The 21792-nt window shown below is 72.6% G+C and carries 14 protein-coding genes and 1 riboswitch; of the genes, 8 read left to right on the plus strand and 6 right to left on the minus strand.

Annotation, left to right across the window (positions count from 1 at the left end):
• Window positions 1–31: 31 nt before the first annotated feature.
• Window positions 32–166: riboswitch (cobalamin riboswitch) on the plus strand.
• 37 nt (window positions 167–203) lie between these two features.
• The gene (cobN, locus tag ACQP1P_RS12160) at window positions 204–3752 is read left to right on the plus strand and encodes a cobaltochelatase subunit CobN (RefSeq protein WP_433086039.1); all 3549 of its coding nucleotides are present in this window, start codon (window positions 204–206) and stop codon (window positions 3750–3752) included.
• A gap of 192 nt (window positions 3753–3944) precedes the next feature.
• Here the strand turns inward: cobN and ACQP1P_RS12165 are convergent, their stop codons facing one another.
• A complete protein-coding gene (locus ACQP1P_RS12165) occupies window positions 3945–4742 on the minus strand; it encodes a class I SAM-dependent methyltransferase (RefSeq protein ID WP_433086041.1) in 798 nt (265 codons plus the stop codon).
• Window positions 4743–4792: 50 nt separating this feature from the next.
• Here ACQP1P_RS12165 and ACQP1P_RS12170 point away from each other — a divergent pair, with 50 nt between their 5' ends.
• Both ACQP1P_RS12170 and ACQP1P_RS12175 read left to right on the plus strand, forming a co-directional pair.
• Window positions 4793–5380 (plus strand): TetR/AcrR family transcriptional regulator, encoded by a 588-nt coding sequence (locus ACQP1P_RS12170; protein WP_433086043.1) that lies wholly within the window; start codon window positions 4793–4795, stop codon window positions 5378–5380.
• A gap of 449 nt (window positions 5381–5829) precedes the next feature.
• Window positions 5830–6939, plus strand: a complete 1110-nt coding sequence (locus tag ACQP1P_RS12175) for a lytic polysaccharide monooxygenase (RefSeq protein WP_433086045.1) — start codon at window positions 5830–5832, stop codon at window positions 6937–6939.
• A 214-nt stretch (window positions 6940–7153) separates the two neighbouring features.
• On the opposite strand, the gene ACQP1P_RS12180 is transcribed toward ACQP1P_RS12175, so the two are convergent.
• Window positions 7154–7981 carry a histidinol-phosphatase HisJ family protein gene (locus ACQP1P_RS12180; protein WP_433086047.1) on the minus strand — a complete coding sequence of 276 codons (828 nt, stop codon included), beginning with the start codon at window positions 7979–7981 and terminating at the stop codon, window positions 7154–7156.
• Window positions 7982–7990: 9 nt separating this feature from the next.
• Window positions 7991–8779, minus strand: a complete 789-nt coding sequence (locus ACQP1P_RS12185) for a class I SAM-dependent methyltransferase (RefSeq protein ID WP_433086049.1) — start codon at window positions 8777–8779, stop codon at window positions 7991–7993.
• 137 nt (window positions 8780–8916) lie between these two features.
• Between ACQP1P_RS12185 and ACQP1P_RS12190 the strand changes: the two genes are divergently transcribed.
• Together ACQP1P_RS12190 and ACQP1P_RS12195 are read left to right on the plus strand one after the other, a co-directional pair.
• Window positions 8917–9468: an isochorismatase family protein gene (locus ACQP1P_RS12190; RefSeq protein ID WP_433086051.1), complete on the plus strand. Its 552-nt coding sequence runs from the start codon at window positions 8917–8919 to the stop codon at window positions 9466–9468.
• A 281-nt stretch (window positions 9469–9749) separates the two neighbouring features.
• Window positions 9750–10652, plus strand: coding sequence for a GlxA family transcriptional regulator (locus ACQP1P_RS12195; protein ID WP_433086053.1), 903 nt, complete (start codon window positions 9750–9752; stop codon window positions 10650–10652).
• Window positions 10653–11203: 551 nt separating this feature from the next.
• On the opposite strand, the gene ACQP1P_RS12200 is transcribed toward ACQP1P_RS12195, so the two are convergent.
• Entirely contained in the window at window positions 11204–15499 is a 4296-nt protein-coding gene (locus ACQP1P_RS12200; protein WP_433086055.1) for a galactose-binding domain-containing protein, read from the minus strand.
• A 1413-nt stretch (window positions 15500–16912) separates the two neighbouring features.
• Between ACQP1P_RS12200 and ACQP1P_RS12205 the strand changes: the two genes are divergently transcribed.
• Complete coding sequence (locus ACQP1P_RS12205; RefSeq protein ID WP_433086057.1) at window positions 16913–17140, plus strand: hypothetical protein; 228 nt, start codon at window positions 16913–16915, stop codon at window positions 17138–17140.
• Between the two features lie 457 nt (window positions 17141–17597).
• On the opposite strand, the gene ACQP1P_RS12210 is transcribed toward ACQP1P_RS12205, so the two are convergent.
• Entirely contained in the window at window positions 17598–18227 is a 630-nt protein-coding gene (locus ACQP1P_RS12210) for an alpha-ketoglutarate-dependent dioxygenase AlkB (protein WP_433086059.1), read from the minus strand.
• A 534-nt stretch (window positions 18228–18761) separates the two neighbouring features.
• On the opposite strand from ACQP1P_RS12210, the gene ACQP1P_RS12215 reads away from it, so the two are divergent.
• Window positions 18762–19142, plus strand: coding sequence for an STAS domain-containing protein (locus tag ACQP1P_RS12215; RefSeq protein WP_433086061.1), 381 nt, complete (start codon window positions 18762–18764; stop codon window positions 19140–19142).
• A gap of 318 nt (window positions 19143–19460) precedes the next feature.
• Here ACQP1P_RS12215 and ACQP1P_RS12220 read toward each other — a convergent pair whose 3' ends face one another.
• The gene (locus tag ACQP1P_RS12220; RefSeq protein WP_433086063.1) at window positions 19461–20852 is read right to left on the minus strand and encodes a PLP-dependent aminotransferase family protein; all 1392 of its coding nucleotides are present in this window, start codon (window positions 20850–20852) and stop codon (window positions 19461–19463) included.
• Between ACQP1P_RS12220 and ACQP1P_RS12225 the strand changes: the two genes are divergently transcribed.
• Window positions 20851–21783, plus strand: coding sequence for a DMT family transporter (locus tag ACQP1P_RS12225; protein WP_433086064.1), 933 nt, complete (start codon window positions 20851–20853; stop codon window positions 21781–21783). The genes ACQP1P_RS12220 and ACQP1P_RS12225 overlap by 2 nt on opposite strands.
• Window positions 21784–21792: the final 9 nt, after the last annotated feature.

Genomic DNA, 21792 nt, shown 5'->3' on the forward strand with positions numbered 1-21792 from the left:
GGATACTACCTGCGCTTGACGGCGCACACGCTCGTCCTGAAGAGTTGACGGCGCTGTGCAACGGCGACGTGGAGGAACCCGGTGCGAATCCGGGACGGTCCCGCCACTGTGACCGGAGAGTCGATTTCCGGTAAGTCAGGATACTCTCCGCCGCCGGACCCATCCCACCGTCTTGGGGCGCGGACCCCGAGGGAGGACCCGGCGTGATCCTGCTGTTGTCGACGTCCGACACCGACCTGCTCAGCGCCCGGGCCAGTGGTGCCGCGTGGCGCCTGGCCAACCCGTCGCGCACGGCGGTCGAGGACCTGCCGGGGCTCGCCGAGGGCGCGGAGCTGGTCGTGGTGCGGTTCCTCGGGGGGTACCGCGACTGGCAGGACGGCTTCGACACGCTCCTGGCGACCGGGCTCCCGGTGGTCGTCCTCGGCGGCGAGCAGGCCCCCGACGCCGAGCTCATGAGCCACTCCACGGTCCCGGCCGGCCTCGCCGCGCAGGCCCACGCCTACCTGGCCTTCGGCGGCGCCGCCAACCTCGCCGAGCTGCACCGCTTCCTCTGCGACACGGTCCTGCTCACCGGCCACGGCTTCGCCGCCCCGGTCGAGACTCCCGCGTGGGGGGTGCTGGAGCGCGAGGCCGCGCCGGTGGACGGGCCGACGGTCGCCGTCATCTACTACCGGGCCCACCACGTCGCCGGGAACACCGCGTTCGTCGAGGGTCTGTGCGCCGCGCTGGAGACCGAAGGTGTACGGCCCCTGCCGGTCTTCGCCGCCTCCCTGCGCACCGCCCCGCCCGAGCTGCTCGACACCCTGCGCCGGGCCGACGCGCTCATCGTGACCGTCCTCGCGGCCGGCGGCACCCGCCCGGCCGACGCGCAGGCCGGCGGCGAGGACGAGGCCTGGGACGTGGGCGCGCTCGCCGCCCTGGACGTGCCGATCCTGCAGGGCCTGTGCCTGACCAGCAGCCGCGAGAGGTGGGTCGAGCTCGACGACGGGCTCTCGCCGCTGGACACCGCGACCCAGGTCGCCATCCCCGAGTTCGACGGGCGGCTCATCACGGTGCCGTTCTCGTTCAAGGAGATCGACGAGGACGGCCTCACCGTCTACGTCGCCGACTCCGAGCGGGCGGGCCGGGTGGCGGGCATCGCCGCGGCCCACGCGCGCCTGCGGGGCCTGGCGAACGCGGACAAGCGGATCGTGGTGATGCTCAGCGCGTACCCGACGAAGCACTCGCGGATCGGCAACGCCGTCGGCCTCGACACGCCCGCGAGCGTCGTGCGGCTGCTGGCGGCGCTGGCCGAGCGCGGCTACGACCTCGGCGAGGGCTTCCCGTCCGACGGCGACGCGCTCATCCACGAGCTCATCGCGGCCGGCGGCCAGGACGTCAACTGGCTCACCGAGCAGCAGCTGCGGGGCAACCCGGTGCGGATCGCGGCCGAGCGCTACCGGGCGTTCTTCGAGACGCTGCCGCCGGACCTGCGGGCCGGGATGGAGCGGCACTGGGGCCCGGCGCCGGGCGAGCTGTTCGTGGACCCGGACAACGGCGACATCGTGCTCGCCGCGCTGCGGCGGGGCAACGTCGTGGTCATGGTGCAGCCGCCGCGCGGCTTCGGCGAGAACCCGGTCGCCATCTACCACGACCCGGACCTGCCCCCGTCGCACCACTACCTCGCCGCCTACCGCTGGCTCGCCGACTCCTTCGGCGCCCACGCCGTCGTGCACGTCGGCAAGCACGGCAACCTCGAGTGGCTGCCGGGCAAGACGGTCGGGCTGTCGGCCGGCTGCGGCGCGGACGCGGCCCTGGGCAACCTGCCGCTCATCTATCCGTTCCTCGTCAACGACCCCGGCGAGGGCACCCAGGCCAAGCGCCGCGCCCACGCCACGCTCGTCGACCACCTGGTGCCGCCGATGGCCCGGGCGGACACCTACGGCGACATCGCCCGCCTCGAGCAGCTGCTCGACGAGCACGCGAACATCGCCGCGCTCGACCCGGCCAAGCTGCCGGCGATCCGGGCCCAGATCTGGACCCTCATCCAGGCCGCGAAGCTCGACCACGACCTGGGCCTGGACGACCGGCCGCACGACGCCGAGTTCGACGACTTCCTGCTGCACGTCGACGGCTGGCTGTGCGAGGTCAAGGACGTGCAGATCCGCGACGGCCTGCACGTCCTCGGCCAGGCCCCCTCCGGCGAGGCGCGCATCGACCTGGTGCTGGCGATGCTGCGGGCCCGGCAGATGTGGGGCGGCCAGGTGGCGGCCCTGCCCGGCCTGCGCGAGGCGCTCGGCCTGGACGAGTCCGCCGGGGCGCGGGCCGATGTGGACGCCGTCGAGGCGTCCGCGCGCGCGTTGGTCGCCGCGATGGAGCAGCGCGGCTGGGACCCGTCGGCCGCGGCGGACGTCTCGGACGTTCCCGAGGTCGTCCGGGTGCTGCGGTTCGCCGCCGAGGAGATCGTGCCGCGGCTGGAGCGCACCACCGACGAGCTCACCATGGTGCTGCACGCGCTCGACGGCGGCTACGTGCCCGCCGGCCCGAGCGGCTCCCCGCTGCGCGGGCTCATCAACGTGCTGCCGACCGGCCGCAACTTCTACTCCGTGGACCCCAAGGCCGTGCCGAGCCGGCTCGCCTGGGAGACCGGGCAGGCCATGGCCGAGTCGCTGCTGACGCGGTACCGGGCCGAGCACGGCGACTGGCCCCGCTCCGTCGGGCTGTCGATGTGGGGCACCAGCGCCATGCGCACCGCCGGCGACGACATCGCCGAGGCCCTCGCGCTGCTCGGCGTGCGGCCGGTGTGGGACGAGGCGTCGCGGCGGGTCACCCGGCTCGAACGCATCGGCCTCGCGGAGCTGGGCCGCCCGCGCATCGACGTGACCATGCGCATCTCCGGCTTCTTCCGCGACGCCTTCCCGCACGTGGTCGCCCTGCTCGACGACGCCGTCCAGCTCGCGGCCTCCGCCCCGGAGGAGTCGGCGGAGGAGAACTTCGTCAAGGCGCACATCGACGCCGACGTCGCCGAGCACGGCGACGCGCGCCGGGCCTCGCTGCGCGTGTTCGGCTCCAAGCCGGGCGCCTACGGGGCCGGCATCCTCCCGCTCATCGACAGCCGGAACTGGCGCGACGACCGCGACCTCGCCGAGGTCTACGCGGTCTGGGGCGGTTACGCGTACGGCCGCGGCGTCGACGGGATCGAGGCGCGGGCCGACATGGAGGGCGCGTACCGGCGGATCAGCGTCGCGGTCAAGAACATCGACACGCGCGAGCACGACATCGCGGACTCGGACGACTACTTCCAGTACCACGGCGGCATGGTGGCGACCGTGCGCGCCCTCACCGGGAAGGCGCCCGCGGCGTACGTCGGCGACAGCACGAACCCGGACGCCGTGCGCACCCGGACGCTGAGCGAGGAGACCGCGCGGGTGTTCCGGGCCCGGGTCGTCAACCCGCGCTGGCTCGCGGCGATGCGCCGGCACGGCTACAAGGGCGCGTTCGAGCTCGCGGCCACCGTCGACTACCTCTTCGGCTTCGACGCCACCGCCGGGGTCGTGGCCGACTGGATGTACGAGAAGCTGGCCGAGTCCTACGTGTTCGACCCGGACAACCACAAGTTCCTGACCGAGTCGAACCCCTGGGCGCTGCACGGGATCACCGAGCGGCTGCTGGAGGCGGCCGACCGGGGACTGTGGGAGCACCCCGAGCAGTCCACGCTGGACGGTCTGCGCGAGGTGTACCTGCAGACGGAGGGCGACCTCGAGGACGTGTAGGCCAGCCTCGGCGGGCCGCGCGGGTGCCGGCGTCAGTTTCGGTGGGGCCGCGCGGGTGCCGGCGTCAGCTTGGGCGGGGCCGCGCGGGTGCCGGCGTCAGTTTCGGCGGGGCCGCGCGGGTGCCGGCGTCAGCTTGGGCGGGGCCGCGCGGGTGCCGGCGTCAGCTTGGGCGGGGCCGCGCGGGTGCCGGCGTCAGTTTCGGCGGGCCGCGACCGCGACGGTGCTGTAGACGACCGGGAACGTGTCGGGGATCGTGCGGGCCAGGTCCGCCAGGACGCCGGCGAGGGTCTCGGCCGGGAGGCGGTTCACGCCGCCCGAGGTGGACACCTGCTCGAGCCATGCCTCGCGGGTGTAGTCGCGCCGCCACGGGAACGTCCACGGCTCCGGCTCGCCGAACCCGCCCGCCGCCCGCATGCCCTCGGCGGCCCGGTCGGCGAGGGGACGGTACGCCTCGCCGCCGAACGAGAACCGGGCCGGCACCGGGACGCGGGCCGGTGCCGGGACGTGCTCGCGCAGCGCGTTCCCGGTCGCCTCGGCGACCTCCGGCGGCGGCTCGACGCCGTTCCAGAACAGCGCGAGCAGCCCGCCCGGCCGCAGCGCCCGCGCCGCCGTGACCGCGCCCCCGACCGGCTCGACCCAGTGCCAGGTCTGCCCGGCGACGACGGCGTCGAAGGTACGCCCCGCCGGGTCCCACGCCTCGATCCTCGCGACCTCGACGTCGAGCCCCTGCCGGCGCGCCACCTCGGCCATGCGCGGGTCGGGGTCGACGCCGAGCACCGAGCACCCGGCGGCCTGCAGCTGCCGCGCGACGATCCCGGTGCCGCAGCCGACGTCGAGCACCTGCCGGCCGGGGCTGGCGGCGAGGATGCGCTCGATCAGCGCGGCGGGGTAGCCGGGGCGGGCGCGGTCGTAGCGCTCGGCGTCGGCGCCGAAGGACTCCGCGACCGCCCGCTGCTCATGCGGGTGCTCCGGTGACGGTAGAGTGGGCATGCGCCCACCTTAATGGGCAAGCGCCCACTAGGCAATGGAGGGGTGCACACGTGCCGACCGGGGTGGCCATCCGCGACGTCCGCGAGCAGCTGTTCGCCGCCGCCGACCGCATCCTGCTGCGCGACGGCCCGAGCGGCCTGACCAGCCGCGCGGTGACGACCGAGGCGGCGGTCGCCAAGGGCGTGCTGCACAAGCACTTCGCCGACTTCGACGCGTTCCTGGCCGAGTTCGTGCTCGACCGCGTGCACCGCATGGCGCCGCAGGCCGAGGCGCTGCGCTGCGCGGCGGGCAGCGGCACCGTCGCCGGCAACGTGGCCGACGCGCTCATCGGCGTCTTCGGCTCGGTCGCGGTCGCGGTCGTCGCGCTGATCACGTTCCGCGACGAACTGCGCGCGCGGCTGCGCCAGACGTGGCCGGCCGGCGTGCCGGTGCTCACGGACGCGGCGATCATGCTCGGCGACTACCTGGCCGCCGAGCGGGACCTGGGCCGTGTCGCGCCCGGCGCCGACCCGCAGACCCTGGGCGCGATGCTGATCGGCTCCGCCCACCTGCTCTTCGCCGACCGCACCGGGGCGTCCCCGGACCGTGCGGCGGTCGAGCGCATGGTCCGGGGCGTGCTCGACCTGGTTCGCGGGTGAGCCGGGCTCTTCGCCGACCGTGCCGGGCCGTCCCCGTGCCGTGCGGCGGTCGAGCGCGCACCGTCCGCAGCGTGCTCGACCTGGTTCGCGGGTGAACCTGGCTCTTCGCCGACCTTCCCCGGGCCGTCCCCGGGCCGTCCCCGGGCCGTCCCCGGGCCGTCCCCGGGCCGTCCCCGGGCCGTGCGGCGGTCGAGCGCGCACCGTCCGCGGGTGAGCCGGGCTCTTCGCCGACCGTGCCGGGCCGTCCCCGTGCCGTCCGCGGGCCGTGCGGCGGTCGAGCGCGCACCGGACGCGGGTGAACCGGCCCGCGCGGATATTCACATTCCTCGTTTACCCGGCTACTCTGCCCGGCGGGAGCCGCGCGCGTTGACATGGTCCGTCCGAATGTCAGCCGCGTCGCCGCCGCGCCCGGACGCGCGACGGCGACTGCGCACCCCCGAGGAGTACCGATGCAACTTTCATCGACCGCCCGGCGCCTCGCGGTCGGGGCCCTCGTCGTGGTCACCGCCGCCCTGGGCCTGACCGTGCTCGACCGGCCCACCCCGGCCGCCGCGCACGGCTCGCTCACCGATCCCCCGTCGCGCAACTACGGCTGCTGGGCCCGCTGGGGCTCCGACTTCCAGAACCCGCACATGGCCGACACCGACCCGATGTGCGCCCAGGCCTGGCAGGCCAACCCGAACACGATGTGGAACTGGAACGGCCTCTACCGCGAGGGCGTCGCCGGCAACCACCAGGCCGCCGTCCCCGACGGGCAGCTGTGCAGCGGAGGCCGTACGCAGAACGGCTTCTACGCCTCCCTGGACACCGTCGGCCCGTGGGTCGCCGCGACGAAGCCGAACAAGTTCACGCTCACGCTGACCGACCAGGCCCAGCACGGCGCGGACTACCTGCTCATCTACATCACGAAGCAGGGCTTCGACCCGGCCACGCAGCCGCTGACGTGGAACAGCCTGGAGCTCGTCCAGCGCACCGCCCGGTACGCGCCCGCGCCGCAGTACCAGGCGGAGGTCGACGCCGGCACCCGCACGGGCCGGCACGTGATCTACACGATCTGGCAGGCCAGCCACCTCGACCAGTCGTACTACCTGTGCAGCGACGTCATCTTCACCGGCACCGGCGGCGGGACGGGCTCACCGTCGGCCTCGCCCTCGAAGTCCCCGTCGGCGTCGGCCTCGCCGTCGCGCTCCGCGAGCACCTCGCCGTCGGCCAGCCGCTCGGCGTCCGCGTCCGCCTCGGCCTCGACCCCGCCGGTCACCGGCGCGTGCGCCGCGACCTTCACGAAGACGTCCGAGTGGGCGGGCGGCTTCGGCGCGGACGTGAAGGTCACCGCGGGCTCGGCCGGCATCAGCACCTGGACGGTGAAGATGACCTTCGCCAACGGCCAGACCGTGAGCAGCTACTGGAACGCCACGCTGACGAGCAGCGGCTCCACGGTCACCGCGGTCAACGCCGGTTACAACGGCCGGCTGGGGGCGGGGCAGAGCACGAGCTTCGGGTTCAACGGCACCTGGACGGGGACGAACAACCCGCCGACGCTGACCTGCGGCGCGGCGTAGCGCTCACTCGGCGCAGGCAGTGGTCGTACGGGTGGCGGCCGGGCCGGAAGCCGGTCGCCCCTCGCGTGGTGCTCACTCAGCGCAGCCAGTGGTCGTACGGGTGGCGGCCGGGCCGGAACCCGGTCGCCCCTGGCGTGGTGCTCGTTCAGCGCAGCCAGTGGTCGTACGGGTGGCGGCCGGGCCGGAACCCGGTCGCCCCTGGCGTGGTGCTCGTTCATCGCAGCCAGTGGTCGTACGGGTGCCGCCCGGGCCGGAACCCGGTCGCCTCCGCGAGCGCGGCGGCGTCGGCGAACCCGGCCGCCACCGCCTCGGGCCGGTGCGCGTCGCTGCCGAAGCTCACGGCGGCCCCACCGGCCTCGCGCCACCACCGCAGCAGCGTCGGCTCGAGCGTGCGGCGGGTGTTGATCTCCAGCGCCCGGGACTGCCCGGCGAGGGTCTTCAGCACCTGCCGCACCTCGTCCTCGTAGTCCTCGATGCGGAACACGTGGCCCGCGGGCAGGTACCGCACCGGGTAGTCCAGGTGCGTGAGCGTCGAGAAGTCGCCGAAGGACTCCAGCATGCGCACGATCTCCGCGAAGTAGTCGCGCAGCACCTCGGCGACGCCCCGGGACCCGTACTCGTCCTCGACCAGCCGATCCTCGCCGCCCACCCGCACCGAGTGCAGCGAGCCGATCACCCGCTCGAACGGCGCGCTCGCGAGCAGCGCGGCGGCCGGCTCGGCGAACCAGTGCGGCTCGCCGAGCTCGACCCCGGTGATGATGCGCAGCGACGGGTACTTCGCGCGGCACCGCTCGATCGCCGCCAGGTAACCGTCCACGTCCAGCGGCGGCGGCGCCAGGTGCGCCGGGTCGGCCATGTGCGGGTTCCACCGCTCCGGCACCGTGTCCGGGTTCACCGTCCACGACACGAAGTCGGTGTGCTCGGTGAACGCGATCGCCGGCAGGCCGAGCTGGACCGCCCGCGCGCACGAGCCCTCCATGTCGCCGGTGTCGGTGTCCCAGGAGAACTCCGAATGGGTGTGCAGGTCGGCCGGAAGACTCACGCGCCCATGCTACGGCCGGGCCAGGATCTCGCCGTGCAGCAGCGACATCCAGCCGTCCGGGTCGGACGCCCACCCGCGCCACCCGGCGGAGAGCCGGTCCAGCTCCTCCTGCGCCACCCCGGCCGCCAGGGCCTGCCGGGCCATCGCCGACTTGCGCACCCGGTCGGCCCACATGCCGCCCCACCACGCGCGGTCCTGCTCGTCGGCGAAGCACCAGGTGCTCGACGTCGCGGTCACGTCGGTGAACCCGGCCGCGTGCGCCCAGGCCAGCAGCCGCCGGCCGGCGTCCGGCTCGCCGCCGTTGGCGCGGGCCATCCGCTGGTACAGGGCCATCCAGTCGTCGAGTTCGGGCAGCTCGGGGTACCACGTGAACGCCGCATAGTCGCTGTCGCGCACGGCCACGTAGCCGCCCGGCTTGCACACCCGGCGCATCTCGCGCAGGGCCGCCACCGGGTCGGCGACGTGCTGCAGCACCTGGTGGGCGTGCACCACGCAGAACGAGTCGTCGGGGAACGGCAACGCGTGCACGTCGCCGAGCACGACATCGGCGTTCGCCACCCCGGCGAGCCCTTCCCGGGCCACCCCGACCGCCTCCTCGGTGACCTCGAGCGCGGTGACGTGCGCGACGCGCCCGGCGAGGTCGCGGGTGATGGTGGCCGGCCCGGCCCCGACGTCGAGCACGCGCATCTTCTCGACGAGCACCGGCAGCAGGTAGGCGGCGGAGTTCTCGGCGGTGCGCCAGCGGTGGGAGCGCAGCACCGACTCGTGGTGACCGTGGGTGTACACGTTCGTAGGCATGCTCGTACGCTAGCCCTGGCTTCTCAAATTTCGGAACGTATGTCTCGAATAATGAGATAGCCCCATGACCGGATCGGTCCGCTTCGAGCCCGGCCCGGCCCTGGCTCAACCCGCCGTACACGCGCAGGATCGAGGCCATGAGAAGCGCACTGCTCGTCATCGACATCCAGGAGTCCTTCCGGCAGCGGCCCAGCTGGGCGGACATCTCCAACCCCGGCATCGCCGCCACGGTGGCCCCGCTCGTCGCCGACGCCCGCGAGCGCGGCGACCTCGTCGTGTGGGTGCTGCACGCCGAGCCCGGCACCGGCACCGTCTTCGACCCGCAGCGCGGTCACCTGCGCTACCTCGAGGGCCTCGAGCCGCTGCCCGGCGAGCCCGAGCTCGTCAAGACCAGCCGCAACGCGTTCACCACGACCGGCCTGCAGCAGCTGCTCACCACCGAGGGCATCCGGCACCTGATCGTCACCGGCATCCAGACCGAGCAGTGCTGCGAGACCACCGCCCGCGTCGCCGGCGACCTCGGCTACGACGTCACCTTCGTCACCGAGGCGACCGCGACGTTCCCGATCGCCCACCGCGACCCGGGCGGCCCGGTGCTGAGCGCCGAGGACGTCATCGCGCGCACGGAATATGCTCTGGCCGGCCGCTTCGCCACCATCGCCACCGTCAAGGAGGTCCTCGCGCGGTGAGGATCGTCTTTCTGCTCGTGCCGCGGGTGCGTCTGCTCGACCTGGCCGGGCCCGAGCGGGCGTACTCCGCTGCTACGGAGGTCTTCGCGCGGTGAGGATCGTCTTTCTGCTCGTGCCGCGGGTGCGTCTGCTCGACCTGGCCGGGCCCGAGCGGGCGTACTCCGCTGCTACGGAGGTCTTCGCGCGGTGAGGATCGTCTTCCTGCTCGTGCCGCGGGTGCGTCTGCTCGACCTGGCCGGGCCCGAGCGGGCGTACTCCGCTGCTGCGGAGGTTTCGGCGCGGTGAAGGTTGTCTTCCTGCTGGTGCCGCAGGTGCATCTGCTCGACCTGGCCGGGCCCGCGCAGGTGTTCTCCACCGTGCGCGACCTCGGCCTCGGCTACGAGCTGCACTACGTGGCCGAGCGGGAGGAGGTGCCCACGGCGCAGGGCCTGCCCCTGCGTGCGCAGACGAGCTGGCCGCCGCTCACCCGCGACGACCTGATCCTCGTCCCCGGCTGGCGCGCCAGCCTGCTGGGCGAGCACGGACGGCTGACCGGATCGACCCGGGCCAGGATCGCCGGACACCACGCCGGCGGCGGGACGGTCGCGAGCGTCTGCGCCGGCGCCGACGCGCTGGGCCAGGCCGGCCTGCTCGACGGCCGCCGCTGCACGACGCACCACGGGCTGCAGGAGCACCTCGCACGGCGGTACCCGAAAGCCCGCGTGGTGCGCGACGTGCTCTACGTCGTGGACGAGCGGGTCGTCACCTCGGCCGGCATCGCCAGCGGCATCGACCTGGCGCTGCACCTGGTGGCGACCCGCCACGGCCCGGCCGTCGCCGCCCAGGTGGCCCGCGAGATGGTCGTCTACGCCCGCCGCAACGGTGACGAGCGCCAGCACAGCGCGATGCTGCGCCACCGCGACCATCTCAGCGACGTCGTACACCGCGTGCAGGACGTCATCGACGGCCGCTTCGCCGAGCGACTGCCGCTGCGCGAGCTCGCGGGCGCGGCCGGGGTGAGCGAGCGGACCCTGACCCGGGCGTTCGGCGAGGCGACCGGATTGACGCCGCTGCGCTACCAGCAGCTGCTGCGTCTCGAGCGGGCCGAGCACCTGATCGGCCACGGCGCCACAGTCGAGGCCGCCGCGCGCGCCGCCGGGTTCGAGGACGCGCGCATGCTGCGGAGGCTCAGAGCAAGAGCGTGATCCGCCGTCGACCGGTCCGAGGACGCGCGGCGCTCGTGCCGCGGCGCCCCGAGGGTCGAGGCGTGAGCCGCCGTCAACATGGTTGACGACCGTCGACCTGGCGCGAGCCGAAATCAACATGGTTGACGAAAATCAACATGGCGCGTCCATATCGACGCGGCGGGTCGACGTCGACGTGGCGAGTCGACGTTGATGTGGCGCATCGACATCGGCGTGGCGCATGACATCGACGTGGCTGGTCACAGCGGGTGTGGCGCGTCCACATCGGCGTGTCGGGTCGACATCGACGTAGTGGGTCGGCATCGGCGTGACGGGTCGACATCGATGCCCCGGGTGAACATCCAGAAGTGCTCGACGGGCACCGGAGTGCTCGGCGGGCGCCGGAGTGCTCGGCGGGCATCGGAGTGCTCGGCGGGCATCGGAGTGCTCGGCGGGCATCGGAGTGCTCGGCGGGCGCCGGAGTGCTCGGCGGGCGCCGGAGTGCTCGGCGGCCCATCGCGCGGAAACGGCCGCCGGATGGCATCCGGCGGCCGTTCCTCGGTGCGCTGGTGTTACGGGTTGATCGTGAGCGTGAACGTGCTGGTCGTGTTCCTGATGTTCTCGGCGTTGTTGGAGAACGTCAGGTGGTTGAACGTCGCCGAGCCGACCGCCGGGCCCTGGCCGGGCTCGGGCATCTCGTTGACCCAGATGCCGATGCCGGACTTGGCGTCGAACGCGTCACCGCTGCGCTTGGCGCCGGAGATGCTGATGTTCGTGAACACCGTGTCGGTCACCGGGTTGTCCGGCGAGGAGCCGGTGTACTTGGTCTGGAACATGATGCCGGAGTACGTCGGGTCGACGATGTCCACATCGGACACCCGGATCCCGCGGAACACCTTCGAGGCCGAGAAGACCCAGATGGCGCCGAAGGCCTGCTGGCCCCAGAAGTGGCCACCGTCGCGGACGAGCGACACGTTCTGGATGTTGGTCGGCTGGGTGCCGAAGCCCACGAACGGGTAGCCGAAGTCCAGCGAGCTGATCGTGATGCCCGAGTACGTCAGCATGTCCGCGATGTACATGTTGCGGAACGTGTTGTTGTACCCGCCGTAGACCGCGAGGCCGGCCGCGCGCCAGGTGAGGGTCGCGGACAGGTTCTCCCACAGGTTGTCGTGGTTGCCCACCGAGCCGCCGCCGTCGGTCGCGGAGAACAGCGCGAACGAGTCGTCACCCGTGCTACGGGCGTCGATGTTGTTCAGGTGGGTGTTGGTCGTGTCGTTGGTGAAGTTGATGCCGTCGGCGAACGTGTCCCGGATGCGGCTGTTGGAGATGTTGATGCCGCTGTTGTGCACGCCCCAGTACATGCAGACCGTGTGCTCGACCCAGACGTTGTCGATCGTCAGGTTCTGGTTGTCCTTCAGCTCGCCCCACACCTTGCCCGGGCCGTCGATGCGCTCGACGTAGTTGCCGAAGAACGACAGGTTCTTGAACGTCGAGCCGTTCGCCGAGGTCTGCACGGAGAAGCCCGCGTCGGTGTTCTGCTGGTCCTGCGGCGTGGTGAACCTCGTGTACCACGGGCCGGCCCCGACGACCTGGATCGCCTTGCTGTTGATCTGGAACTTCTGGTTCGTGACGTACGTGCCGGCGGGTAGGTAGACGCCGACCGCGGTGCTGCTCTGGGTCGCGGCGTTGAAGGCGTTCTGCACGTCCTGCTGGGTGAAGCCGGCCGGGGTGATGTACGTGGCCGGGTTCGGGTTGGCGATCGGGGCGACCTGCTCGGTGTTGATGAAGTCGACCGCGATGTTGCCGCCGTTGGCCGCGTCCTTCTGCAGCTTGATCGTGCTGCCGGCGTTCACCGTGCTGTCCAGCATGATGTTGGCCTCGTCGTAGATGTGACGGGGGCCGGCGCCGGGGGAGTTGGTCGGCGACGACTCGTTGCCGTACAGCCACGAGAACTTCGACGTCAGCGGGATCGCCTTGGCGAAGGAGCCGTTGACGTAGACGTTGATCGACGACGTGGTGCCGTCCGGGATCGAGAACCGCACGACGACCGTGTTGGTGCTCTGCCGCGTGGTCCACTGCACGTACTGCCCGGTCCCGTTCAGCGTGACCGCCTTGCGGCCCGACGCCTCGCCGGCGAGGTCACCGATGGTGCGGTTCGGGCCGACGACCTGCGCGCCGCCGCCGACCGTGCCGTCCTCGGCCTCGTACATGTCGTAGGGCATGTTCGCGCCCCGCCCGACGAACAGCGGCAGGGTGCTGGTGTTGTTGGCCTGCTTGACCGACAGCTCGTTGGTGTCGGCGGCGAGGACGGTGGTGACCGTGTACTTGCCGTTGACCGCGGTCCACGTGCCGAGCGTGACGACCGGGGAGCTGGCGCCGGCGGCGAGCGTCCCGGTGTACGACCCCGTCAGCGTCTTGACCGTGGTGCCCGCGCTGTCCTTCAGCGTCAGGGTGACGCCGTGCGCGCCCGAGCCGCTGGCCTGGGTGCCCTGGTTCTTGATGACGACGGTGAAGGTGACCGTGTTGCCCGCGGACGGGTTCGACGGCGACCAGGCCACCGGGGAGGCGACCAGGTCCGAGGACTGCACCGGCTGCACCACGAGGTTCGAGCCGCTGGTGAACGCGTTGTTGGCCTCGTTGGTCTCGATGACCGTGTTGCTCTCGTCGACCTTCGCGCTCACCGTGTACGTGTCCGCGGTCCGCGGCCCGATGTTCGCGGTGAACGTGCCCTGCGCGCCGGCGGCGAGGCCGGTCACGTTCGCGGTGCCCGCCAGGACGGTGCCCTGGGCGGTGCCGAGGTAGAAGTTGACGTTGGTCGCGCCCGAGGCGGCCGTGCCCGCGTTCTTCACGGTGGCGGTCAGGCTCACCGAGTCGGTCTCGACCGGGGAGGCCGGCGAGGACGAGATCGCGGTCACCTGGAGGTCCGGGTTCGGCGCCGCGGCCCCGAAGATCTGGAACTCGGCGATCTGGCCCGACGGGGCGCCGGTGTTCGAGTTGATCTTCAGCTGGACGTCCGCGACCCGGGCCGAGACGGTGATGTCGACCGAGTTGCCGGTGGCCGGGTCGAAGCGGTAGTCCGCCGCCGAGACCAGGTTGCTGAACCCGGTCGCGCTCTGCTCACGGCCGAGGACCTGGATGTTCTGGGTCCGCGCGCCCCACGCGCTGCTCGGGTCGAGCTTGAGCGTGATCTTGGTGATGTCGTTGTTCGAGCCGAGCTTCGCGGTCAGGGTCGCCGGGAAGCCGGCCGCGCCCTCCCAGTACGTGGTGACGCTGTTGTCGTTGGCGTTGGCCGGCACGAAGGTGAAGACCGAGCCGCTGGCCTCCACCGGCTTGCCCAGCGCCACGTTGGTCCCCGGCGGCGGGTTGCCGGTGCCGGTGCGGGTGACCGTGTTGCTGGCCGCGGAGGCGTTGCCGGCGGCGTCGCGGGCCTTCACGTAGTACGACACCGTGGCCGAGTCCGGCTGGTTGTCCGTGTAGGTCAGCACGTTGCCCGCGACCGAGCCGCGCAGCGAGTTGTTCGCGTAGACGTCGTACCCGGCGATGGATCCGCTGTTGTCGGTCGAGGCGGTCCAGGTCAGCTTGATCTGGCCGCTGGCCGGCGTGGTGTAGGCCAGGTTGCCGGGGGCGGTGGGCGCCTGGGTGTCGGGGTTGGTGCCGGTACGGGTCACCGTGTTCGAGTTCGCCGACTGGTTGCCGGCGGCGTCGCGGGCCTTGACGTAGTACGCGACCGTCGCGGTGTCGGGCTGCATGTCGGTGTACGTCAGGATGTTGCCCGCCACGCTGGTGCGCAGGGCACCGTTGGCGTAGATGTCGTACCCGGCGATGGAGCCGCTGTTGTCGGTCGAGGCGGTCCAGGTCAGCTTGATCTGGCCGCTCGCCGGCTGGGTGTAGGCCAGGTTGCCCGGGGCCGTCGGCGCCTGGGTGTCACCGGTCGTGGGGCCGTACACCTCCAGCTCCGACAGCTGCGCGGCGGCCCAGCCGGTGTTCGCGGTGATGTTGACCCGCACGTACCGGGTGGTCGTCTGCGTGAACGGGATCGTCACGCTGTTGGCCGTGCCCGGCGCGAAGGTGTACGAGTTGCTCGCCACGATGTCCGTGAACGAGCTGCCGGTGGTGCTGCCCTGCACGGACAGCGTCTCGGTGCGCGCGCCCCAGGCGGCGGGGAGGCGCAGCACCACGGAGCTGACCGGCACGGCCGAGCCGAGGTCGACCTGCAGCCACTGCGGGAAGGCGCCGGAGCTCTCCCAGTACGAGTCCTGGTTGGAGTCGCCGCCGTTGCCGGGGACGTACTGCGCGTTCTGGCTGCTGGCCGTGAACGTCTTGCCGGCGGCCAGGTTGCTGCCGGTGGTGGACACGCCGTAGATCTCGAACTCGGAGATCTGCGCCGCGGGCCAGCCGGTGTTGGCCGAGAAGTTCAGCCGCACGTACCGGGTGGTCGTGGCGTTGAAGCTGATCGTGACCGTGTTGTGGGTGGCCGGGTTGAACACGTACCCGGTCGAGCCGACGATCGTGGAGAAGCTCGTCCCGTCGGGGCTGCCGGTCACGGTCAGCGTCTCGGTGCGGGTCGCCCAGGCGGTGTCGTCGGGCAGCTTCAGCTTGATCTGGTCGATGCTCTTGGCGCTGCCGAGGTCGATCTGGGCCCACTGCGGCCAGGAGTTGTTGGCGCTCTCCCAGTAGCTGGCCTGGTTGCCGTCGTTGATGTTGCCGATGCCGTTCGCGCCGTTGGTACTGCTGGAGGTGGCGGGGCGGCCGCTGGCGAGGTTGGGGCCGCCGGCGGCCTGCGCCGGCAGCGTCTGCGCCGTCACGGCGACGAGGGCGGCCACGGCGAACGCCGCGAGCACCCTTCGCGTCACGAGCCTTCTGCTCATCGGGATCCTTCTCAATGCGTCTGAGCGGGGTGATCGGTGCGGCGTGGCGGCGAGTTCGACCTGCTCTTGTGTTGGACGGCAAGAGGCATTGGCGGGGGTCGGCGTCGGTGTTCGCTGGGCGCTTCCCGCGCGCGGGCGGGATTGGCGGTGCGCCGGCGGCGGCCACGGGGGTTCTGTGCTCATCTGGTTGGGGTCAGCATGTGATGAAAGCGCGGCCGCGTGGGTGGTCCGCGACCGTGCGGCGACGTGCCCCTCTGCACGGCAACCCTCTCCGTAGGCGGGTGGTGGGCGATCGAGCCGGTTGGCGGTTCGGCTGCGATCGAGTTGCGGAGAGTAGCGAAAGTCTGTCTGGCGCTTGTAGGAATCTTGCACTGCAGTGCGCCAAATGTTGCAGACAAGCTACCGGCAAGTCAACGGTCATCGCTCGCACTCTTGAGTTGTGTGGCATCCCGTTCGATTGACGCGTTGGAATCTGCGCGGGTGGTTGGCCCTGTCCCGGCGAGTTTCGAGATGTTGACGATTCGTTGCCGACGGGTCTGGTGGGGCCGGGACGTTTCGTGGTCGCTTCGTCGCACTGCCGCGAATGAGTCGTGTCGATGTGCTGCTCCCGGCCCGCCGTGCACTCCGGCAAGGCCTGTGCGCCGGACCCGGTCCGCTGTGTTCACGTCGTTGGCGCTGCCGGAGCCGGCGCACGCGCGCTGGAGCCCCAGAGGTGAGCCGCACGGTGATCAAGAAGCGCGTGAGCTTCTACATCGTGCACCAGGACGTGGAACGCTGCGTCGAGGACCTGACGGAGGCCGCGAGGCGGTCGCTGGCCGGGCTGGTGTGCCGGCGGCGCGGGCGTGGTGGTGGAGCGGATGATCGAGGACCCGACGGCGGTCACTTTCACCCCGCACAACCCCGGCCGGGTGGCGGCCCGCGCCCGCTTCTCCTGGCCGGCCCCTGATCCTGGTTGCTCTGTTCCGTCGGGGTTCGAGAATGTCGTCGGCGGTTCGGTGGAGGATATTGTTTGTGCGATTTGGTGTCGCGGATTCGGCGGCATTTCCGGCACGGTGGGAGCGTTCGGGAAATGCGATACGGTTCGACGGCCAGGTGTGGTTCACGGTTTGTGGATCGGGCCGGGCCGGGTGCGTCTCCGTGCCGGCGCCGCCCGCCGCATTCATCTGCGGGCGGTGGCTGGTCCGGCTGTTCAAACGCAGCGACCGCGTTGGGCTGTTCGGGGGCGGTCGATTCAGGTGTGGTTGTTGTGCGCGGCGCGGCGGTGGGGGTTTTGGGTGGCTCGGGGGTGGTGGGTCCCGGTGTGGTTGCTGTGGTGGGCGCATCGGTTGGGGTTTTGGGCGGTTCGGGTGCGGTCGGCTCCGCTGGGGTTGCTGTGCGCGGCGCTGCGGCGGGGATTGCTGGCGAGGTGCCGCCGTGGGCGCGGCTCAGCTTCGCGGCGTGGCGCTGCGCGAGTCCCCAATCGCGATGCCGGGCGTGTTCGCGCCGGAATTGCTCAGCGGTGGGCGAGTAGTTCCGGCGTCGGCTCCGATCCCGCATGGCAGTTATTTCACTCCGCGTGAAAAACTGCAACTGACCCATGCCGAGAATTATCCCAGAATCGACCAGGAAACCCGGCCTCCGGCCACCTTCGATCGCGAATAGCGCACATTTTGCTCTTGCCGCAGGATGCGTCCACGAATCGTGCCGTGAACAATTCCCGGAGTGGCGATCGCGTATCCGGGCGGCCGTCAAGGCCCTCGTCCGGGCCGGGGCAACGTCGGACGGCTTCCGTGGCGCGTCCGCGCGCGACCTGCCCCCAGGCCGCAGACGCCCCGTCCTGGGGCGGGTCAGGTCGGGGGTCGCGTCCGTCTGGCGAGTTCGTGCCTGCGTCGGTGGTCGGGCTCAGGCGGGTCTGGCCGGGGTCGTGTCCGTCGGGCGAGTCCGTGCCTCGGTCGGTGGGTCGGTCTCAGGCGGGTTCGGTCGGGATTGTGTCCGTCTGGCGGGTTCGTGCCTCGGCCGGCGGGGCGGGCTCAAGCGGGTCTGGCCGGGATCGCGCCTGTCTGGCGAGTCGGTGGCTTGGCGGTGTCTGGCGAGTCTGTGGCTCGGCCCGTGGGGCGGCTCAGGCGACGCCGGCCGGGCGGAACTGCACGGACACGCGAGGGCCGACCGCTCGAGCTGTCTTGGGTACGCAGTGTTCCCACGTCCGCTGGCACGAACCGCCCATCACCACCAGGTCGCCGTGGCCGAGGGGGAAGCGCACGCTGTCTCCGCCGCCGCGGGGGCGTAGCAGCAGTGCCCGCGGGGAGCCGAAGGAGACGATCGCCACCATGGTGTCGAAGCGGGCTCCTCGGCCGATCGTGTCGCCGTGCCAGGCGACGCTGTCGCGTCCGTCTCGATACAGGCACATGCCCGCGGTCATGAAGGGCTCTCCGAGCTCCTCCACGTAATGCGCTGTGAGGCGGCGCCGGGCCTCTGTCAGCAGCGGGTGCGGGAGCGTCTCCTCGGCCGGATACCAGCGCAGCAGGCGGGGGACGTCGACGACGTCGTCGTACATCTTGCGCCGTTCCGCCCGCCAGTCGACCTCGTGCAGGAGCGTCTGCAGGATGGCGTCGGAGCCGAGGACCCAGCCCGGCAGGTGATCGACCCACGCGCCGCGGCTCAGGTGGTGGCGGGTGACCTGGCCGGTCAGCGACCCGAGGGAGGGTCCGGCGACGTCGAACATCGACGGCTGGTACGCGAGGTCAATCATGGTTTCCAGTCTACCGGAGTTCGAACACTCGTACGAGCGCAATCCGCCGAACGGGTTCGGGATTCACAGTATGTCGATGTGGTCGTCACGCAAGGTTGATCGAGGTCCGGCTTCGGTCGGCTGCCCGGTCGCTGACTCGGGCTCCAGGTCCGCGGCCGCCGCTGACTCGGGCTTCAACCCCCGCGACCGTCTCTGACTCGGCTCAGACTCCGCGGCCGCCCTGCGGACCGCCGGGAGAGCCGGGCCGGCGGTCGGCGGGCACGAGTGCGCTCGGTGCCGGGCCGCCGGGGGAGCCGGGCCGGCGGTCGGCGGGCACGAGTGCGCTCGGTGCCGGGCCGCCGGGGGAGCTGGGCCGGCGGTGGGCGGGCACGAGCTCGTTCGGTGCGGGCCGCCGGGGGAGCCGGGCCGCGGCGGTGGGCGGGCACGAGCTCGTTCGGTATTGAACGATTCGCCCATGGTGATGGCCCCAGGTGACGCGGGGCGGGAATGCCCGTATCGTGAGAGCGGCTCGAATGTTGGAAGGTGTTGAGCCCGATGAGTCCCGCCGATCGTTTCGCCGTGTTCCCCGAATTCAACGTGACCGTCGAGCCGTTGCCCAACCAGGCGTTGCGCGTCCGCGTCGCCGGGGAGGTGACCCTGGAGAACGTCGGCGAGCTGCGCGCGGTGCTCTTCCGCGCCATCGACGACGTCCGTGCCCGCGCCGTCGAGGTCGACCTGAGCCTCGTGACCTTCATCGACTCGACCGGCATCGGCAAGCTCGTCAGCGCCCGCGCCCACGCGATCACGAACAACAGCGATCTGTGGGTCGTGAACCCCAGCCCGGGTGTGCGCCGTGTCCTGAGCCTTCTCGGTCTGCTGGAGATCCTGGGCACCCCGACCGGCGCGAGCGGCTGGGCCCCGCCGAAGTCGGCCTGAGGGTTCGCCCGGGTCGCGCAACCGCGGCGATCGTGCACGAGAGGCGGACGCCATCCGGCCGAAGCGCGGCGGCTGGGCCCCCGCCCAAGTCGGCCTGAGGGTTCGCCCAGGCGCCGTGCAACCGCGGCGATCGTGCACGAGAGGCGGATGCCATCCGGCCGGATGCGCGGCGGCTGGGCCCCCGCCCAAGTCGGCCTGAGGGTTCGCCCGGGCCGCGCGCCCACGGCGATCGTGCACGAAAGGCAGACGCCACCCGGCCGAGTGAGCGCCGGCGCGGGGGAACGTGTGCCGGGGAGCCTCGGTGGGCGGGACGGCGGCCTAGTCGAGCAGTGCCTGCGCGAGGCGGCGCACACCCTCCTCCAGCAGCGCCGGCGGAGCCGCCGCGAACGTGAGGCGCAGGTGCGGCGCGTCCGGCTCGGCGGCGTACCAGGGCCGCCCCGGGAAGACCACCACGTGCCGGGCCGCCGCCGCGGTCGTCACGGCCACGTCGTCGGTCCCCTCGGGCAGGCGGAGCCAGGCGTGGAGGCCTCCGCGCGGCACCGACGGCGGATCCAGCGCCGGCAGGTGCCGCCGGATCGCGTCGAGGAGGGCGTCGCGGCGCGTGCGCAGGGCCGCTCGCAGCGCCCGGAGGTGCCGCGGCCACGCCGGTGAGGTCACGACGTCCAGGGCGGCCTGCTGCAGCGGGCCCGACACGAAGAAGTCGTCGAGCACGCGGGCCGCGCGCAGCCGGGCGCCGGCCGGGCCCCGGGCGCCGATCGCCGCCACGCGGAGGCCGGGCGCGGCGGACTTCGTGAGCGACCGCAGGTACACCACGTGGCCCTCCGTGTCGCCGCAGACCAGCGGCGGCGGGGGATCGGCGTCGATGGCGAGGTCGCGCGCGTAGTCGTCCTCGAGCAGGAACGCGCCCGCGGCCCGCACCTCGGCGAGCACCCGCTCGCGGCGCCCGGGTGCGAGGGTGGCGCCGTGCGGGTTGGCGAACATCGGCTGGCAGTAGAACAGCCGGGCGCCGGTGCGCCCGAACGCGGCGGCGAGCAGGTCGGGGCGGACCCCGGCGTTGTCGGCCGGCACCGGCACGACGCGCAGGCCGGCGGCGCGGGCGGCGGCGAGCGCGCCGAGGTAGGTGGGGGACTCCACCAGCACCGTGTCGCCCGGCGCGGCCAGCGCGCGGAACGCGGTCGACAGCGCCGCCTGCCCGCCCGGGCAGATGACGAAGTCCTCGGCGCGCAGGGCCCCGGCGCCCCGGGCGAACCAGGCGCGCAGGTCCTCGCGCCCCTCGGCCGGGCCGCGCTGCCAGCTCGACGGGTGGCGGGCCGCCCGGGCCAGCGCGGCGCCGAGCGTGGCGGCCGGCTGGAGGTCCTCGTCGAGGTACCCGCTCGACAACGGGATCGCCCCCGGCCGCGGTACCGCCAGCAGCGCCGACATCGCGTCCTCGCCCGCCGGTCGCGGCCCGAGCGCGATCGACTGCCACGAGAGGTCGGGCGCGGGGGTGGCCGCGGCGGCGCGCGCGGCGACGAACGTGCCCCGCCCGGGCTGCGTGTCGAGCAGCCCCTCGGCGGCCAGCGCCCGGATCGCGCGGCTCACGGTGATCGGCGACGCCTGGTGCCGCACGGTGAGCTCCCGCACGGTGGGCAGCCGGCTCCCGGGCGGCGACCCGGCCGCGACGGCGCGCAGATCTTGGATAACGCGGGCGGCTGCGTTATCGTCATTCATGAAAAGCAAGGATAACGTTACTCGCTCGGATGCGATAACGGGGGCCGCGCTCGGCGCGCTGGGCGTCCTCGGGTTCAGCATGTCGCTGCCGGCCACCAGGGTCGCCGTCGAGCACCTGGACCCGTGGTTCGTCGCGTTCGGACGGGCGGTCGGCGCGGGCCTGCTGGCCGCGGCCTATCTCCTGGTCGTCCGCGCCCCGCGCCCCACCGCGGCCCAGTGGCGCCGCCTGGCCGTGGTCGCGCTGGGCGTCGTGGCGGGCTTCCCGATGTTCACGAGCCTGGCCCTGCAGACGAGCACCGCGGCCCACGGCGCCGTCGTGGTCGCGCTGCTGCCGGCGATGACGGCCGGCTTCGCGGTCCTGCGCGCCCGGGAGCGCCCGGCCCCGGCCTTCTGGCTCGCGGGCGCGGCCGGCCTGCTGGCGGTCCTCGTGTTCCTGGCGCTGAGCGGCTCGGTCTCCGGCGCGCTCGGCCCCGCCGACCTGTTCCTGCTGGCGGCGATCGTGCTGTGCGGCCTCGGGTACGCCGAGGGCGGCGCCCTCGCCCGCGAGCTCGGCGGCGCCCGCACCATCTGCTGGGCGCTCGTGCTCGCCCTGCCCGCCACGGTCGCCATCACCGCGGCGGCGGCGCTGCGCCACCCGCCGGCCGCCCCCGCCGCCGGGTGGGCCGGCTTCGCCTACCTCACCGTCATCTCGATGTTCCTGGGCTTCTTCGCCTGGTACGCCGGCCTGGCCCGCGGCGGCGTCGCGCGCGTCGGGCAGATCCAGCTCGCCCAGCCCGTCCTCACGCTGGCCTGGTCCGCGTGGCTGCTGCACGAGCACGTCCCGCCGGTCGCCGTCGCCGCCGCCGTGCTCGTCCTCGCCTGCGTGGCGCTGACCCAGCGGCTGCGGTTCGGCAAGCCGGAGACGTACGGCCCGGAGCGCGTCACCACCTGATCGCCCGGA

This window comes from Dactylosporangium sp. CA-052675 (assembly GCF_050947935.1).
GTDB lineage: Bacteria > Actinomycetota > Actinomycetes > Mycobacteriales > Micromonosporaceae > Dactylosporangium.